This window comes from Streptomyces sp. NPDC006326 (assembly GCF_040612915.1).
GTDB lineage: Bacteria > Actinomycetota > Actinomycetes > Streptomycetales > Streptomycetaceae > Streptomyces.
On sequence record NZ_JBEXRC010000037.1, the window covers coordinates 26,247 to 41,740 of the forward strand.

At 73.2% G+C, this 15,494-nt stretch carries 12 protein-coding genes; 6 read left to right on the forward strand and 6 right to left on the reverse strand.

Going from position 1 to position 15,494, the window contains the following annotated elements; genetic code table 11:
* Window positions 1–259: 259 nt before the first annotated feature.
* The 3 genes from ABZ128_RS25495 to ABZ128_RS25505 all read right to left on the reverse strand — a co-directional run bounded on the left by ABZ128_RS25495 (window position 260) and on the right by ABZ128_RS25505 (window position 3,709).
* Window positions 260–1,027, reverse strand: coding sequence for an enoyl-CoA hydratase-related protein (locus ABZ128_RS25495; RefSeq protein ID WP_356851136.1), 768 nt, complete (start codon window positions 1,025–1,027; stop codon window positions 260–262).
* An 87-nt stretch (window positions 1,028–1,114) separates the two neighbouring features.
* The gene (locus ABZ128_RS25500; protein ID WP_356851174.1) at window positions 1,115–2,341 is read right to left on the reverse strand and encodes an Ig-like domain-containing protein; all 1,227 of its coding nucleotides are present in this window, start codon (window positions 2,339–2,341) and stop codon (window positions 1,115–1,117) included.
* A gap of 147 nt (window positions 2,342–2,488) precedes the next feature.
* Entirely contained in the window at window positions 2,489–3,709 is a 1,221-nt protein-coding gene (locus ABZ128_RS25505; RefSeq protein WP_356851175.1) for an Ig-like domain-containing protein, read from the reverse strand.
* A gap of 179 nt (window positions 3,710–3,888) precedes the next feature.
* On the opposite strand from ABZ128_RS25505, the gene glgX reads away from it, so the two are divergent.
* Window positions 3,889–6,288, forward strand: a complete 2,400-nt coding sequence (glgX, locus tag ABZ128_RS25510; RefSeq protein ID WP_356851137.1) for a glycogen debranching protein GlgX — start codon at window positions 3,889–3,891, stop codon at window positions 6,286–6,288.
* A gap of 72 nt (window positions 6,289–6,360) precedes the next feature.
* Here the strand turns inward: glgX and ABZ128_RS25515 are convergent, their stop codons facing one another.
* On the reverse strand, window positions 6,361–6,804 hold the full coding sequence (locus ABZ128_RS25515; protein WP_356851138.1) for a MarR family transcriptional regulator: 444 nt from the start codon (window positions 6,802–6,804) through the stop codon (window positions 6,361–6,363).
* A gap of 287 nt (window positions 6,805–7,091) precedes the next feature.
* On the opposite strand from ABZ128_RS25515, the gene ABZ128_RS25520 reads away from it, so the two are divergent.
* Window positions 7,092–8,297 (forward strand): MFS transporter, encoded by a 1,206-nt coding sequence (locus ABZ128_RS25520; RefSeq protein WP_356851139.1) that lies wholly within the window; start codon window positions 7,092–7,094, stop codon window positions 8,295–8,297.
* 63 nt (window positions 8,298–8,360) lie between these two features.
* Window positions 8,361–9,083, forward strand: a complete 723-nt coding sequence (locus ABZ128_RS25525; protein WP_356851140.1) for a CDP-alcohol phosphatidyltransferase family protein — start codon at window positions 8,361–8,363, stop codon at window positions 9,081–9,083.
* On the opposite strand, the gene ABZ128_RS25530 is transcribed toward ABZ128_RS25525, so the two are convergent.
* Entirely contained in the window at window positions 9,064–9,546 is a 483-nt protein-coding gene (locus ABZ128_RS25530) for an adenylyltransferase/cytidyltransferase family protein (protein WP_356851141.1), read from the reverse strand. The genes ABZ128_RS25525 and ABZ128_RS25530 overlap by 20 nt on opposite strands.
* Before the next feature lie 172 nt (window positions 9,547–9,718).
* Here ABZ128_RS25530 and ABZ128_RS25535 point away from each other — a divergent pair, with 172 nt between their 5' ends.
* Genes ABZ128_RS25535 through ABZ128_RS25545 form a run of 3 tightly spaced genes read left to right on the forward strand, consistent with a single transcriptional unit; the run spans window position 9,719 to window position 13,895 of the window.
* On the forward strand, window positions 9,719–10,924 hold the full coding sequence (locus ABZ128_RS25535) for a glycosyltransferase family 4 protein (RefSeq protein WP_356851176.1): 1,206 nt from the start codon (window positions 9,719–9,721) through the stop codon (window positions 10,922–10,924).
* Window positions 10,921–12,675, forward strand: a complete 1,755-nt coding sequence (locus ABZ128_RS25540; protein ID WP_356851142.1) for a lipopolysaccharide biosynthesis protein — start codon at window positions 10,921–10,923, stop codon at window positions 12,673–12,675. The genes ABZ128_RS25535 and ABZ128_RS25540 overlap by 4 nt, the downstream gene beginning before the upstream one ends.
* Complete coding sequence (locus tag ABZ128_RS25545) at window positions 12,672–13,895, forward strand: hypothetical protein (RefSeq protein WP_356851143.1); 1,224 nt, start codon at window positions 12,672–12,674, stop codon at window positions 13,893–13,895. Before ABZ128_RS25540 ends, ABZ128_RS25545 begins: the two co-directional genes overlap by 4 nt.
* A gap of 1 nt (window position 13,896) precedes the next feature.
* On the opposite strand, the gene ABZ128_RS25550 is transcribed toward ABZ128_RS25545, so the two are convergent.
* Complete coding sequence (locus ABZ128_RS25550; RefSeq protein WP_356851144.1) at window positions 13,897–15,366, reverse strand: hypothetical protein; 1,470 nt, start codon at window positions 15,364–15,366, stop codon at window positions 13,897–13,899.
* Window positions 15,367–15,494 lie beyond the last annotated feature (128 nt).

Sequence of the window (15,494 nt, forward strand, 5' to 3'; positions counted from 1 at the left end):
TCATGGACGGCCGGCCCGCCCGCCCGGGCCGTTCCGCGGGAAAACACCCCCCGGAGCCGATGCCGCCGAGGGGGCGTCCCGTCATATGCATGAGGCAACCGGACCCCGCGTGAACCGGGTTGACCTGCGATGACACCCGGCGAGGGGACGATCACCCTGAGTGGATCACCAGCCTGCCTTAAGGGTCCTTTAAGGCCTGGCTAATCCACTCCCAGGAAGGAACCGGTCAGCGGGCGGTGCCCGGCCGATTCCCCCCGGCTCAGAGGAACTTGGCCTTGCCGGGGCCTTCCTCGACGAAGCTGCGCATACCGCGCTCGCGGTCCTCGGTGGCGAACAGGCCGGAGAACCAGTTGCGTTCGATGGTCAGGCCGGTGTCGATGTCGGCCTCCAGGCCGGCGTCCACGCACTCCTTGGCGGCGCGCAGCGCGAGGGCCGGCCCCTGGGCGAGCTTGGCGGCCCATGCGTGGGCCTGCTCGTAGACCTCGGCGGCGGGCACGACGCGGTCCACGAGCCCGAGGGTGAGCGCCTCGTCCGCCTTGACCATGCGGCCGGTGAAGATGAGGTCCTTGGCCTTGGACGGGCCGATCAGCCGGGACAGCCGCTGGGTGCCGCCGGCTCCCGGGATCAGGCCCAGCAGGATCTCGGGCTGGCCGAGCTTGGCGTTGTCCGCGGCGATCCGGAAGTCGGCGCACAGCGCCAGCTCGCAGCCGCCGCCGAGGGCGTAGCCGGTGACGGCGGCGACGACCGGCTTGGGGATCCGGGCCACGGCGGTGAAGGCGTCCTGCAGTCCGCGGGACCGGGCGACCATCGCCGCGTGGTCCATCGTCTGCATCTCCTTGATGTCCGCGCCGGCCGCGAACACCTTCTCGCCACCGTAGAGGATCACCGCACGGACATCGGCGCGCTCGGTGGCCTCCACCGCGAGCTCGCGCAGCCGGTCCTGGGTGGCGATGTCCAGGGCGTTCATGGGCGGCCGGTCCAGGCGGATGGTGCCGACGCCTTCGGAGACTTCGAGAGAGATGGTCATACGGGGAAGGTTAGCGCCGGTTAACGCAAGGTGGCCCGGTGCTGTGGGTCACAGCACCGGGCCACCTGCGCCACGCGCTCGACGTGGCTACTTGATCCACTCCGCCCAGTCCATGTTCCAGCCGTTGAGGCCGTTGTCCGGGGCGATCTGCTTGTCCTTGGAGTTCTTCACGATGACCACGTCGCCGATCAGCGACTCGTTGAAGAACCACGCGGCGGGCTGGTTGCCGTCGCCCGCGCCGCGGACGTCCTTGAGGCCGACACAGCCGTGGCTGACGTTCTCGGAGCCGAAGGTGCCGGAGGAGGCCCAGTAGTTGCCGTGGACGAAGGTGCCCGAGTTCGACAGGCGCATGGCGTGCGGGACGTCGGAGATGTCGTACTCGCCGCCGAAGCCGACGGTCGCGCCGTTCATCCGGGTCACCTTGTACTTCTCGCTGATGACCATCTGCCCGTTGTAGGTGGTCGTCGACGGGGCGCCCGCGGTGATCGGGAGGTTCTTGAGCACCTGGCCGTCACGGACGACCTGCATCGTGTGCTCGCTCGCGTCGACGGTGGAGACCTGCGAGCGGCCGATGGTGAAGTTGACCGTGCGGGTCTGCTTGCCGTAGACGCCGGGGCGTCCCTCGACGCCGTCGAGGGCGATCTTCACGGTGACCTTGGTGCCCGCGGCCCAGTACTTCTCGGGGCGGAAGTCGAGGCGGTCGTTGCCGAACCAGTGGCCCTCGACCGGTACGGACGGCTCGGCCGTCACCGTGATGGCCTTCTCGACGGCCTCGGTGTTGGTGATGCCGCGGCTGAAGTTGATCGACACCGGCATGCCCACGCCGACGGTCTCGCCGTCCTCGGGCGTGTAGTGGCCCACGAAGGTGTTGGTGGGGGTGAGGGTGGTGAACGTGGTGTCCTTGGCGGACTCCCGGCCCGCCTCGTCCTTCGCGACCGCGTGCACCTTGTACTCGGTGGCGGACGCCAGGTTCCGGGCCGGCTCCCAGCTCGCGCCGTCCGCGGCGAGCTTGCCTTCCACGGCGTTGCCCTTGGTGTCGGCGACGGTCACCGTGGTGAGCTTGCCGCCGGTGCTGGTTATCTTCAGGACGCCGCTGGTCGCGACCTCCTTGGAGCCGTCGTCCGGCTTGATGCTGACCACGGCCTTGGACGCCTCGGTGCCGGTCTTGCCGCCCCCTCCGCCACCGGCGTTGTCGCCGCCTCCGCCCCCGCCGTTGGTGCCACCGCCGCTGCACGCACTGGTGAGCAGCAGGGCCGCTCCGAGCAGGAGGGCCGGCAGGCCGGTGCGGCGGGCGCGGCCGCGTATCGGCTGCACGTTCACTCTGTATCTCCCCATGTCCCCCGCGCGCGGACAGTCGCGCGCTTGCCGACAGGAAATCACATGCAGGGATCACGAAGAGAAACGGTCATGTCACCGTTCCGCACCAAGAATCGGGGCCCGGACCGGCCGGCCCGCCGCCGGTCAGCTGACGGCGGAGCCGGCGACCCAGTTCGCCCAGGACATGTTCCAGCCGCCCAGTCCGTTGTCGGGGGCGACGGTCTTGTCCTGGGAGTTCACGACCTCCACCACGTCCCCGATCAGGGTCCGGTCGAAGAACCAGCCCGCGGGGGTGTCCGAGCCGCCGCCCTTGTCGTCGCGCAGCCCGACGCAGCCGTGGCTGACGTTGGTGGAGCCGAACGTGTCCGGGCTGGCCCAGTAGTTGCCGTGCAGGAAGGTCCCGGAGGTGGTGAGCCGCAGCGCGTGCGGCACGTCGGGGATGTCGTACTCGCCGCCGAAGCCCACCGTCTGGCCGTTCATGCGGGTGACGTCGAACATCTCCATGACCACCATCTTCCCGTTGTAGGTGGTGCTCTTGGGTGCGCCCGCGGTGATGGGGAGGGTGGAGACGAGCTGCCCGTCGCGGCGGACCTCCATCGTGTGCGCGGCCGCGTCCACGGTGGAGACCTGGGAGCGGCCGACCGTGAAGGCGATGGTCTTGTGCTGGATGCCGTAGGAGCCGGGGGCGCCCTGGACGTCGCGCAGGCTCATCTTCACGGTGACCTCGGTGCCGGGCTTCCAGTACTGCTTCGGCCGGAAGTCGAGGCGTTCGCGGCCGAACCAGTGGCCCACCACCTCGACGGCGGGTTCCGAGGTGACGGTGATGGCGCGCTCGACGTCGGCGCGGTTCTCGATGGACCGGTTGAACTTGAAGGAGATGATCATGCCGGTGCCGACGGTGGAGCGGTTCTCGGGCTTGAAGTAGCCGATGAACCGCTCCTCGGGGACGTAGGTGGTGAAGGTGGTGTGGCGGGCCTGGCGGCGGTTGTGCCCGTCGAGGGCGACCGCGTCCACGGTGTACTTGGCGGCGAGCGCGAGCCGGCCGTGGGCCGGGTCGGGGCTCCAGCTCAGGCCGTCGGCGGCGATCGCGCCCGGGACCTTCTCCTCCTGGGCGTCCTCGACCTTGGTGACCACGACCCGCTCCAGCCGGCCCTCGGGCACCCTGACGGTGAGCGGGCCGTCCGCGGGGACGCCCTTGGCGTTGTCCTCCGGGGTGATCCGGATGGCCTCGTCCGGCGACCGGGGTTTGCCGGGCAGCTGGATCTCGACCGGCGATCCGCCGCCCCCCGTGCAGCCGGCCAGTCCGCCCAGGAGGCCCGCCCATGCCGCCACGGCGGCCAATCCCGCCCCTGCCCGCCTCGTCAGAAGTGTCACGATCCCTCCAACGACCGGCCCCCTCCGGGGGAAACGTGAGGGCGGGGCACGTTCCGGGCAGAACTGTCCGGGCAGAACAGTGGGAAGGACCAGACGGGGGCGGACCCGGGCCGGGACGCCCGGGACCGCACTCCCTCCCCGACGGTACCCAGGAGCCGTGGAGGCGGGCAGTGTCGAGCGCAGCCGAGCAAGAGGCGGTGGAACCCGCCGTCGTGGAGGCCGTGGAGGCCGCGAACGCCATGGAGGCCGTGGATGCCGTGGATGCCGTGAACGCGGCCGGGGCCGTCACCGCGGCCGAGGCCGTGGACGCCGTCGTCGCCGCGTATCCCGCGGCCGCCGGGAACGGGGTGCGGGGCAAGGGCGCCGCGCCGCCCCTCCCCCAGGTCACCGGCCGGCCGGCCTTACGGGCCTCGGCGCGTCCGGGCCCCGCGGTGTGGCCCGGATCCTCGCACCCCCTGGGGGCCCGCTTCCACAACGGCCCCGACGGCACGGCCGGCACCAATTTCGCGCTGTGGGCCCAGGGCGCGGAGGCGGTGGAGGTCTGCCTCTTCGACGCGGAGGGCACCGAGACCCGGTGCGCGCTCACCGAGCTCACGCACGAGATCTGGCACGGCTTCCTCCCGGGCGTGCGCCCCGGGCAGCGGTACGGGTTCCGGGTGCACGGCCGCTGGGACCCGTGGACGGGCGCCCGGTTCAATCCGGCGAAGCTGCTGCTGGACCCGTACGCACGGGCGGTGGACGGGGACTTCGTCCTGCCCCCGCAGATGTACGGGCACGTGCGCGACTGGCCCCAGCAGTACATCGCGGACACGGTCCGCGACGACCAGGACTCCGCCCCGTTCGTGCCCAAGGGGGTCGTGGTCCACGATGACGACGACTGGGCCGACGACGTCCGGCCGAAGACCCCGTGGGCCGACTCGGTGATCTACGAGCTGCACGTGCGCGGGTTCACCATGCGCCATCCGGGCGTCCCCGAGGAACTGCGCGGCACGTACGCGGGGCTCGCCCATCCGGCGGCGGTCGAGCACCTGACCCGGCTCGGGGTGACGGCGGTCGAGCTGCTGCCGGTGCACCAGTTCGCGCACGAGGACCACCTGCTGCGCAAGGGGCTGCGCAACTACTGGGGCTACAACTCGATCGGCTACTTCGCCCCGCACGCCGGGTACTCCTCCTCCGGTACGGCCGGTCAGCAGGTCGGCGAGTTCAAGCGGATGGTCCGGGCGCTGCACGCCGCCGGGATCGAGGTCATCCTCGACGTGGTGTACAACCACACGGCGGAGGCCGGGGAGCTGGGCCCGACGCTGTCGCTGCGCGGGATCGACAACCGGGGCTACTACCGGCTCCAGTCCGACCAGCGTCGCTACGCCGACTACACGGGCTGCGGGAACACCCTGCACGCGGGGCGCCCGCACGTGCTGCGCCTGATCACCGACTCGCTGCGCTACTGGGTGACGGAGATGGGGGTGGACGGCTTCCGCTTCGACCTGGCCGCGGCGCTCGCCCGCTCGATGCACGACGTGGACATGCTCTCGCCGTTCCTCGCGGTGATCGCCCAGGACCCGGTGCTGCGCCGGGTCAAGCTGATCGCGGAGCCGTGGGACGTGGGCTCGGGCGGCTACCAGGTGGGGGCGTTCCCGCCGCTGTGGACGGAGTGGAACGACCGGTACCGGGATGCGGTCCGGGACTTCTGGCGGGGCGCGCTGCCCGACGTACGGGACCTGGGGTACCGGCTGTCGGGGTCGAGCGACCTGTACGCGTGGGGCGGGCGGCGGCCGTACGCGTCGGTGAACTTCGTGACGGCGCACGACGGTTTCACCCTGCGCGACCTGGTCTCGTACGAGCGCAAGCACAACGAGGCCAACGGGGAGGGGAACCGGGACGGCACCCACGACAACCGGTCCTGGAACTGCGGGGCGGAGGGCGAGACGGACGACGCCCGGATCGGGGGGCTGCGGCGGCGGCAGCTGCGCAACCTGCTGACCACCCTCCTGCTGTCGACCGGGGTGCCGATGCTGGTCGCGGGCGACGAGTTCGGCCGGACCCAGGGCGGCAACAACAACGCCTACTGCCAGGACAACGAGACGGGCTGGGTGGACTGGTCGCTGCTGGAGGATCCGGTCTGGCGGGAGCTGTTCGCGCTGGCCTCCCGGTTGGTGGCGCTGCGCCAGGCGCATCCGGTGCTGCGCCGGCGGGCGTTCTTCTCGGGGCGGCCGCAGGGCGCCGACGGGTTGCGGGACCTGGCCTGGTTCACTCCGGCCGGTACGGAGATGACGGAGCGGGACTGGTACGCGCCGGCGGCCGCGCTGGGGATGTACCTGTCGGGCCGGGACATCCCGGGCCGCGACGAGCGGGGCCGGCAGGTGAGCGACGACAGCTTCCTGACGCTGCTGCACGCCGGGGACCGGCCGGTGCCGTGGGTGCTGCCGGGCCCTCCGTGGGCGGCTGAGTACGAACTGGTGCTGGACACCTCGCGGGAGGACCAGGCCGCCCCGCCCGGCACCCTGCACCGGGGCGGGCAGACGCTGACGGTCCCGGCGCGGTCGGTGCAGCTGCTGCGCGTGCGCAGCTGAGGGCCTGCGGGGCCGGGCCCGGACCTGCCGGGCCCGGGGCGCCGGCCCGACGGGCTGTGCGGTGGCGGCCGGCTACCGGGCCTCGACGTGCAGCAGCATCCGCTTCAGGAGGGCGGCCAGGGCCTCGCGTTCGGCTTCGCCGAGGGGCTCGACCATCTCCGCCTCGGCGACCGCGCGCCAGCGCATCGCCTCGGTCCAGCGCCGGTGGCCCTCGGTGGTCAGCTCGACGTCGACCCGGCGGCGGTCCCCGGCGGGGCGCACCCGGCGGATCAGCCCGGACTTCTCCAGGGTGTCGAGGCGGCCGGTCATCCCGGCCGGGGAGAGCAGCAGTTCGGCGGCGAGTTCGGCGGACGGGGCCCGCCAGGGGGCGCCGCGGGAGGCGAGCCGGTGCAGGGTCTCGAACTCGAAGGCCTGCAGGCCGGTCTCGGCGAGGGCGCGCTCCTTGCCGTGTCCGACGTGCTTGGCGAGCAGCTGGATCCGGGTGATGACGGCCTCGGTGAGCACGTCGAAGGGCACTTTGCCGCTCCACCGTGCGATGTGCCGGTCGACTGAGTCCTCGGCATCCGCGGCGTCCGCGGCGTGCGCCTCGTCCCGTGCGGCCGCCCGGGGCCGGGCCGCGGACCGCGTGCGGTCCGTGGCGGACGTCCGCGCACCCGCCGCCGCTCCGGGCGCGTGTCTGGTGCGCGACGTGCGCGACGCCGGTCCCGCTGGCTCCTCCATGCCCGCATTATCGCCCGGCGGCAGGCGGTCGGCACCGATATATTTCGTTGACGAATCATTCGTCGGCGAATTACCTTCCGGCCATGACCCCGACGATCTTCCGGCTGCTCTCCGGCCGCACCTGCGCCGCCTTCGCCACCGCGCTGATCCCGACCACCCTCACCCTGGCGGTGGTCCGCGACGGCACCGCCGGCGACCTCGGACTGGTGCTCGCCGCCGAGATGCTGCCCATGCTGGTGCTGCTGCCCGTCGCGGGCGTGGCCGCGGACCGCTTCCCGCCCCGGCGGGTCGTGCTCGCGGCCGACCTCGTCCGGGCCGCCGCGCAGGCCGGCACGGGCGTACTGCTGTGGGCGGGGCCGGTACGGATACCCGCCCTCGCGGCGTTGGCGGCGCTCACGGGAGCCGCCGTGGCCTTCGGCAACCCCTCGGCCCGCACCCTGGTGGCCGCGGTGGCCGCCGGGCCGGACCGGCTGCGGACCAACTCCCGGCTGATGGTGGCCCAGGGGCTCGCCTCGATCGCCGGGCCGGCCGCCGCGGGCGCGCTGATGCTGGCCGTCGGGCCGGGCTGGTCCTCACTGCTGACCGGCGCCCTGTTCGCCGCCTCGGCCCTCACCCTCGGCGGCATCCGCACCCCGGAGCGCCGGAGCGGGGACGCGGCGGGCCGGCCCGGCTTCGGCGCGGAACTGCGGGCGGGGTGGGCGGAGACCCGCCGGCACCCCTGGTTCCTCGCCAACGTGCTGGCCCACGGGGTCTGGCACCTGGCGGCCGGGCTGCTGCTGACCCTCGGCCCGCTGATCGCCGTGGAGTCGCTCGGCGGCGAGGGCGCCTGGGTGCTGATCGCCCAGGCCGGCACGGTCGGCCTGCTCGCCGGGGCCTGGGCCGCCGGCCGGCTGCCGGTGCGGCGGCCGCTGGTATGGGTGGCGACGGCCTCCGCGGCCTTCGCCCCGGCCCTCGCCGCGCTCGGGCTGCGCCTGCCCCTGCCGGTGGCCGCGGCCGCGTACTTCGTCGGCATGGGCGGCGTCGGGCTGCTCAGCCCGCTGTGGGAGACCGAGATCCAGCTGCGCGTGCCGGCGGAGTCCCTCGGCCGGGTCGGCTCCTTCGACACCTTGATCTCCTTCGCCGCCCGCCCCCTCGGGCTCGCGGTGGCGGCGCCGCTGGCAGCGGTGACCGGAACCACCGCTCCGCTGCTGGCCGCGGCCGTGCTCACCGCCGCCGCGAACCTCTGCGTCCTGCTGCTCTCGGACGTACGGACCGCTCGGGGGCGGGAGCCCGCGTCCGCCCTGCGATGATGTGGCCCTCGTACACACGTGCACCTGGACACACGTGTGATGTCGCAGGGATCAGGGGTACGCATGGCGAGGGTCGGGACTGCACTGCGGGAGCTGCGCGGGGCGCAGAAGTCGGCGAAGGGCGTGTCGCTCTATTCGCGGTACGTCAACCGGCCCGCGGGCCGCTACCTGGCCGCCGTCTCGTACGGCCTCGGCCTGACCCCGAACCAGGTGACGCTCGTCAGTGCGGCCTTCAGCTTCGCCGCCGTGGCGGCGGTCGCACTCGCCGCGCCCTCCTGGGGCCTCGGGGCCGCCGTCTGGGCCGCCCTCGCGGTCGGCTTCGCCTTCGACTCGGCCGACGGCCAGCTGGCGCGGCTGCGCGGAGGCGGCAGCGCGGCGGGCGAATGGCTGGACCACGTGGTGGACTGCGCCAAGCTGACCGCCCTGCACACCTGCGTGCTGATCGCCTTCCACCGCTTCCCGGAGGCCTACGGGACGGGCGGGGACGGCTGGCTGCTGGTGCCGCTGGGCTTCCAGTTCGCCTCGGTCGTCACCTTCTTCGGGGGGCTGCTGACCGAGAAGCTCAAGCCCAGGCCGGCTCCGGGGAGCGCGGCCGCCGCGCCGTCGACCCTGCGTGCGGTGGCGTTGCTGCCGGTGGACTACGGCGTGTTCTGCCTGGTGTTCCTGCTGCTCGGCGGCGGCGAGCTGTTCCGCTGGGCGTACGCGGGGCTCGGCGCCGTCGCCGCACTGTTCCTGTTGGCGTTCCTCGCGAAGTGGTTCCGGGAGCTCAGCGCCGTTCCGCGGTGAACGGCTCGGCGACCGGTTCGGCGAGGGCGTCCAGCGCCCGGCGCAGCTGGGTGCTGGAGGTGTGCACGGTGTAGGGGAAGTACACGACGTCGACCCCGACGGCGGCGAAGTCCTGCTCCAGCTTGTCGCCCTTGGGGGTGCCCCGCCAGTCGTCGCCCTTGAAGATCACGTCGAAGCGGACCTGCTTCCAGGTCTCCACCTTGTCGGGGACCGTCTCGACGAACGCGGCGTCCACGTACTTCACGCTGCGCACGATCTCCAGCCGCTCGACGAGCGGGATCATCGGGCGGCGGCCCTTGGCCAGTTCGGCCATCTCGTCGGAGACCACTCCGGCCACCAGGTAGTCGCACTGACTGCGGGCATGGCGCAGGATGTTGAGATGCCCGATATGGAACAGATCGTAGGCACCCGGGGCATACCCGACTCGATACGGCCTGCGCCCAGGTGCGCCAAGGTCGGACATGTCCTGCTCCGTCATGAGTTACCCCCCAGCGGCCACACCCCCCGGTGCAGCGGATTAGCAGACAATAGCGTGCACGTTCTGCACCCTGCCGGTGAACGAATAGGGTGACGGGGGCATCATCCTGGGGAGAAGGGGACTTTACGTGTCGAGATCCGGTCACCGGCGGCTCCTGCTGGTTTCCACGAACTACGCTCCCGAGCACGCGGGGATTGGGCCGTACGCCACCCAGATCGCGGAGCACTGGGCGGATCTCGGCCACGAGACGCACGTCCTCGCCGGTATGCCGCACTACCCCTCGTGGTCGCTGGAGCCGGAGTACAAGGGGGCGCTGCGGCGCACGGAACGGCGCGCGGGGGTCACCGTGCACCGGCGTGCGCACACCGTGCCGCCGCGCCAGACCGCCGTGAAGCGGGCCCTGTTCGAAGGATCGATTCTGCTGCACGGCACCGTGGCCCCGCCCCGGATGCCCCGGCCGGACGCCGTCATGGCCCAGATGCCCAGCCTGGCCGGCGGCGTGCTGGCCGCCCGGCTCGCGGCCAAGTGGAAAGTCCCCTACGTCCCGGTCGTCCAGGACCTGATGGGCGCCGCCGCCGCCCAGAGCGGGATCAGCGGCGGCGACAAGGCGGCCGCGGTCGCCGGCCGCGCCGAGGCCTACGCCCTGGGGCGCGCCACCCTCGTCGGCGTGATCCACGAGACCTTCGTCGACCGGGTGGTCGGCATGGGCGTGGACCCGGGGAAGATCCGCCTGGTGCCCAACTGGTCCCACGTCCCCCAGCCCACGAAGCCGCGCGGCGAGACCCGCCGCCACCTCGGCTGGGCCCCCGGCCAGACGGTCGTGCTGCACTCCGGGAACATGGGCCTCAAGCAGGGCCTCGAAGTGCTCGTCGGCGCGGCCCGGCTGGACGAGAGCGTCCGCTTCGTCCTCATGGGGGACGGCAGCCAGCGCGCCGCCCTCGCCGACCTGGCAGCCGACGTGCCGAACCTGGACATCATCCCCCCTGCCGCCGACGGAGAGTTCCCCGATATCCTCGCCGCGGCGGACGTGCTCGCCGTGACGCAGCACGCGGCCGTGCTCGACATGAGCGTGCCGTCCAAACTGACCTCGTACTTCCAGGCCGGCCGGCCCGTCGTCGCCTCCGTCGCGGCGCAGGGCGGTACCGCCCAGGAAGTGGAACGTTCGGGCGCGGGGGTGCTCGTACCGCCGGAGGACCCCCACGCCCTGCTCAAGGCCGTACGGGCCCTGGCCGAGGACCCCGAGGGCGCAGACGCGCTCGGGGCGGCCGGGCCCCGGCACGTGGCGGCGCACCTGAGCCGTGACGCGGGGCTGGCCCGCATCGACGCACTGATAGACGAAGCACTTGGGGGTCCGCAGCCGTGATCGAGACGAACCGCCCCGCAGCGGTCCCGGCCGAGGACGAACCCGACCTCCTCAGGGACCAGTTCCGCCAGCTCCTGCGCTACCGACGGCTGATCGGCGCCGGGATCGGGGTCGGGCTGCTGGGCGGCGTCTACCTCGGCATCTCCACGGCCGACACCTACGTCGCGACCGCGGACGTGGTGCTGCGCGCGCCCACCGACGACCCGTTCAACCCGAGCCTCGCCCCCGACAAGGCGATCAACATCGGCTCGGAGCGGCAGGTCGCGCTCAGCTCCTCCATAGCCAACGAGGCCGCGAAGAAGCTCGGCGTGTCCGCGAAGGACTTCTCCGGGCTGCGCACCGGCCTCCAGGTGACCAACCCGCCGCAGACCATGGTGCTCCGCTTCACCTACACCGCGTCCTCCCCCAAGGAGGCCGCGAAGCGGGCCAACGCGATGAGCGAGGCGTACCTCCTCAAGCGCCAGGAGTCCCTCGACGTCACGCGCGACAAGATGGTCAAGGGCTACCAGGAGCAGCGCGACCCGGTGTCCAAGCAGCTCGACGAACTCGTCCGGCAGATCAACGCCATGCCCGCCGGCCCGGCGCGCGACGCGGCGTACTCCTCCAAGACCGACCTGCAGAGCAAGGTCAACACGCTCAACAGCAACATCGCCAAGCTGCAGGCCCTCGACATGGCCCCGGGCCGGGTCACCAGCGCCGCGACCCCGCCCGGCGACTCCGACGGGCCGGGCATCCCCATGTCGCTCGCGCTCGGCGCGGCCGTGGGACTCGCCCTCGGCCTCCTCGCCGCCTGGGTCCGGCTCGTCTTCGACCCCGCCCCGCGCTCCGAGGGCGATGTCGCCCGGGCCCTGCGCGCCCCCGTGCTCGGCTCGCTGCCGCGGGACAAGAGCGCCGGCGGACCACTGCTCGCGGCCGGGGAGGAGGACCCGCGCCTCGCCGAGGAGTTCCGCTCGGTCGCTTTCCGGCTCGCCTACGACTCCCGCTTCGCCGACCGGCGCCGGCTGCTGGTGGTCGCCCCGCGCGGCAGCAGCGAGATCGCCGCCGCCGTGGCCGTGAACCTGGCCGCCTCCTTCGCCGAGACCGGCAAGGACGTCCTGCTCATCGAGGCGGACCTGCGCACGCCGGTGCTGGCCAGCCAGCTGCCCACCGACGCGGGCGGCCGGCCCCGGTGGAGCCAGGCCCCGGGCGGCGCGTCCGGCGGCGGGCACCCCGCGGCGCAGGCCGACTCCGAGTGGCCCGACGGCCGCCAGCTCGTCGTGGACGCCGGGGAGTCGGGCGCCTTCGACCTGATCCCGGGCGAGCAGGCGCGCAACGTGGCCCGCGCGCTGACCAGCCCGCGCGCCACCCGACTGATCTCCGAGGCCGACTCGCCCAACTCCACGGTCGTCGTCCTCGCGCCGCCCGTGCTCTCCTACGCCGACGCCCTCGCCCTCGTCGACCGCGTCGACGGCGTGCTCGTCGTCTGCGATCCGCGCGCCGTGCACCGCACCGACCTGATCCGGATCCGCGAGCTGATCAGCGGCGCGGGCGGCACGGTGCTCGGCGCCGTGCTGCACGCCCCGCTGGCGGAGGAGAAGCGCGGCGGCCGCGGGGGCCGCGGCGGGCGCAAGAGTGCCCCGCCGGCCCCGCCGCGTCCCCGGCCGGGCACTCCGCAGCCGCTGTCGCGCCAGCCGGCCGAGCCGGAGCAGCACATCCCCGGTGACGGCACCGACACCGTGGCGCTGCGCACGGTCCGCATGGGCCGGCGGTGAGCGGGCGCGGACTCGCCGCCGTCGCCTCGGTCCTGGACCAGGCCGCCTCCAGCGCCACCAACATCCTGGTGCTGGTGCTGGCCGCGCGGCTGTCGACGGCGTCCGGCTTCGCCGACTTCTCGATGGTGTACGTGGCCTTCAGCGTGCTGCTCGGGCTGAACATGGCCTACGTCGGCCAGACGGTGGTGCTGGAGAAGGCCGGGGACCGGCTGGCCGCGGTGTGCCGTTCGGCGGTGGGCTTCACGGCCGCCGCCTCGGGCGTCGCCGCGGCGCTGCTCGCCCTCGTCGGCCTGGCTCTGCCCGGGGCCGCCGGCCGGGCCTTCCTCGCGCTCGGCCTCGTCCTGCCGCTGGTCCTCGTCCAGGACGGGCTGCGGTACTGCTTCTCCGCGCTGCGCACGCCCGAGCGGGCCCTGGCCGCCGACGCGGTGCGGCTGGTGTGCGTCGTCGCCGCGCTGGCGGTGCAGCCCGAAGGCGCCTCGGCGGGGCGGCTGGTGCTGGTGTGGGGCCTCTCGGCGCTGCCGGCGCTCGGGCTGGGCCTGTGGCTGCTGCGGCCGTACGTGCGCGGGGCGCGGGCCGATCTGCGCCCGTATCTGCGCCGCGGCCACCTCGGGCAGCGGTTCGTGGTCGAGTTCGCGGTGGGCAACGGCTCCAGCCAGCTGGCCGTGCTGGGCCTGGGCGTCTTCGCGACACCGCTGGCGGTGGGCGCGCTGCGCGGGGCGACGACCCTGTTCGGGCCGCTGAACGTGCTGTTCAACTCGGCGAACGCGTTCGGCCCGCCGGTGGTGGGGCGGGCCCGCGGCAAGCGGGGCGTGGTGCGGTTGACCGTTCTGCTGGGCGGCGTGCTGGCGGTGCTCGGCGCGGGCTGGGCGGCGGTGCTCTGCGCGCTGCCCGAGCGGATGGGGCGCCGGCTGCTCGGCGAGACCTGGTCCGCGGCGGCCGCCCTCCTTCCGGCCACGGGCGCCCAGTACGCGGTGATGGGCCTGGGCACGTGCGCGCTGCTGACCCTGCGGGTGCTCAACCCGCGGGCCACGCTCTCCCTCCAGGTGGTGTTCTCGCTGCTGTCGGTGGCCCTCCTGCTGGGCGGCTACGCGGCCTGGGGCATCACGGGGGCGGCGTGGGGCCTCGCGGCGGGCTCGGCCCTCAAGGCCGCGGCGGCCTGGCTGCGCGTGGCCCGCGTGCAGGCCCCGGCGCCGTCCGGGGAGCCGGTCCCGGCCGCCTGACTCAGCGCAGGGTGGTGCCCTTGTCCGCGCGGTACGTGGCCACCAGGGCCAGGCACAGGGCCGCAATGGCCACGCGGCCCGAGGCCTGGAGCAGCGGGCCGCGCAGCAGGATGAAGGAGTAGCCCGCGACCAGCGGGACCACCACGGAGATCAGGCTGCCCGGCGGCGAGCGGCGGGTGGCGCGCTTGGCGTAGCGGCGGTCCACGCGGGCGGCGGCGTAACCCATCCCCAGCAGGCCCGCCCCCATGCCCAGCGGGCCGAAGTCGATCCACAGCTCCGCCCAGATCGGTGAGGACAGGTTGGTGTTGACCGTCCCCATCCACTCGCCGATCATCACGCCCGTGTCCTTCGGCTTGCCCGGCCACACGGCGCGGGGCACGGCGAAGAAGAGGGAGCCGGCCAGCTGGCGCCCGTAGAAGTGGCCCGGACCGGAGTCCGAGTAGGTGATGGTGTTGGCGAACATGCCGATCTGGTCGTAGTCCTTCAGCGCCATCGGCTCCAGGAAGGAGGTCGTCTCGACCGGCTTGTAGTTCTTCTCGTCGTAGCGGAAGCGGTCCGCGAACGGGAACACGAGCAGGGCGATCACCACGGCCATCGACAGCGCCACCCGGTACATCGCCGCGCTCACCGGGAAGACGGTGAACAGCAGCGCGAACATGACGGTGAGGAACCAGTACCGCGGGTTCGAGATCGGGTTGTTGACCACCAGGTTCAGCAGGGCCAGCGCCCCCCAGGTGACGATGACCGACACCTTGCGGCGGGCGTACTTCGAGGTGATCAGCCAGCGCGTGTACAGCAGCAGGGCGAGCAGCGCCGGGACGGTCCCGAAGCCGCGCAGCAGGGCCTGGCCGGCCTGGCCGTCGCCGTTGGAGACGCCCGCCTCCTGGATGCCGGCGATGATCTCCTGGCGGCTGGAGAAGAACACCGCCGGGCCGCCGAGCTTCATGACGAAGGCCGCACTGCACAGGAAGGACAGGACCGTCAGCAGTTGGAGCCTGCGCCGGTGGGCCATCACCGGGCGCGGTTCCTTCTGGGAGCCGCCCGCACGGACCGTCGGCCGGTGCCGGGCGAGCAGGACGCCGACGTCGAACGCCGTACAGCCGAGCAGCACCAGGCCGATCGCGGCGGTGAGGTCGGAGCGGGGCCCGACCACCGGGGTAGGGACCTGGCCGAGGACGGCCTGCGCCAGCGGGGCCACCCCCATCGCCATGTAGACGAAGAGCCAGAAGGAGCCCTGGAGCAGCTTGCGTCGGCTGGTCAGCACCATGGCCGAGAGCCGGGCGCCCGCGTACATGGTGAGCAGGAGCTGGAGCCAGAACGCCGCGTCGCGTACGCCGGCCCCGGTCTGGACGGCGACGAACAGCGGCAGGAAGACCGTGAATCCGAGGGCCAGGGGGACGGAGAGCGCGCGGGAGAGGAGGGTGCGCGGGGTGGTGACCCGGCCCCACAGACTCTCGTCGGGCTCCCGCACGGGTATGGCGGGTCGTGGCGGCTGCGCGGCCGAGGGCTTCCGTGTATCCGTTGCCACTGTTGCCCCCACCCCGCGTGCCTGGTCCGCGCGCAGTCTAGTCTGAGCGGTCTGCGCCCGGGGAGGCGCGG